Origin of the sequence: Myxococcus sp. AB056, assembly GCF_006547365.1 — a bacterium.
In the GTDB taxonomy this organism is placed as follows: Bacteria; Myxococcota; Myxococcia; order Myxococcales; family Myxococcaceae; genus Myxococcus; species Myxococcus virescens.
Genome location: NZ_VHLB01000198.1, coordinates 1 through 1,573, shown reverse-complemented (window position 1 = coordinate 1,573; position 1,573 = coordinate 1). Strand labels below are relative to the sequence as shown.

1 protein-coding gene and 1 pseudogene are annotated in these 1,573 nt (G+C 71.6%); both read left to right on the top strand.

Annotated elements, in window-relative coordinates; genetic code table 11:
- Nucleotides 1–1,290 (top strand): glycosyltransferase family 87 protein (locus tag FMP39_RS37095; protein WP_228558655.1); only part of this gene is annotated, 1,290 nt, incomplete at its 5' end.
- Nucleotides 1,291–1,373: 83 nt separating this feature from the next.
- Nucleotides 1,374–1,573, top strand: a pseudogene (locus FMP39_RS37090) (energy transducer TonB); the annotation flags it as partial.

Genomic DNA, 1,573 nt, shown 5'->3' with positions numbered 1-1,573 from the left:
CACCCCTCCCTACCGATGACCGCCGTCGCCCCGGGGCCCTCCGGCTCCGAATCCCCCCCACCGGCCGCGGGTGAGGGGACATCCATTGGAGTGAGCGCGCGCTGGGCGCGCTGGGCCTGGTGGCTCGTGCTGGCCGTCCTGGCCGTGGCCGCCATCGCCGTGGGTCAGCATCCCCGCAGGGGCGTGGACTTCCGCGTCTACCTCATGGCGGCCGAGCGCTTCTGGGAAGCCACGGACATCTACCGCCTGTCCGACGGCCACATGCCGTTCAAGTACGCGCCCATCACCGCGCCCCTCTTCCTTCCCTTCACCCTGCTCCCCGCGCGCGCCGCCGTGGCCCTGTGGAACCTGGGCTCCATCGCCGCGCTCGCCGCCGTGGCCCGCCTCACCATGCGCGCCACGCCTGCGTCGGGGGAAGCCACGCCCTGGGCCTGGGCGCCCGCGCTGACGACGCTGGCCCTGCTGCCGGCCTTCACCTTCGAGCTGTTCTACGGCCAGGTGGACGCCGTCATCCTGCTGCTCATCCTCCTGTGCACGCTCGGCGCCGAACGCGGACAGGTGTGGCGCCCTGGCGCCGCCTTCGCCGTCGCCTTCCTGCTCAAGCCGCCCGCCGCCCTCGTCGGCCTCTTCTTCCTGTGGCGCCGGCACTGGCGCGTCATCGGCGCCACCGCCGTGGTGGGAGGGATGCTCACCCTGCCCACGCTCGCCCGCTACGGCTGGGACGGCACGCTGGTCCAGTTCCAACTGTGGAGCGACACCCTGGCGCGCACCACGCCGCCCTGGGCGCTCCAGTCCAACACCCAGGGCCTGCCCACCGTGCTGCTGGCGCTGGTGTACCCGCCCGACACCGTGGTGCCCCCCGGTGACATGTCGCTGGCGCAGGCCGTGGCGCTGGTCCTCTTCATCGCCGCCGTGGTGTGGGCAAGACCCGGGCCGGCGGACCTCATCGCCGTGTGTTGCCTGGGTGTCACCCTGCTGTCACCGCTGGCGTGGCGCGCGAACTACGTGCTGGCCTGGCCGTTGATCCGCGCCGCGGTGGAGAGCCGCCACCGGCCCAACCTGGTGCTGGTGGCGCTCATCGCCCTCACGGGTCTCCTGGTCTCTGACTCGGGACTGGGCGCGGAATGGAGCCGCCACGTCCTCCTGTGGCGCCCCTTCGCGCTCGTCTACACCGCGTTGTTGATCGCCCTGCTGTCGCAGATGCGCCGCATGGGCGCACCGCGAGCGGTGGCGGACGCCGACGCCGTGTCACGCCTGCCACGTTGCTTTGGTGGCGGGCTCGCGCCGTGACGCTCCCGTCAAGTTGATGGAAGCAAAGTGTCACGGGCTCCGGACAGGCCCGACACATGGCGTCGCTATATGCGCGTCCAGTCATGTTCGAGACCTTCGACAGCGGCCCGGACGTCCAATCGGCGCGGCGGTTCGCGCTCTCCACTACGGCGTCCGTCGCCGTGTTCGCGCTGATGGGCATCGCCGCCGTCACCGCTGCCGGCAAGGTGACGGAAGTCATCAAAGAGAAGAAGGGCACGGACGTGGTGTTCCGTCCGCCGCCCCCTCCTCCGCCGCCCCCCGT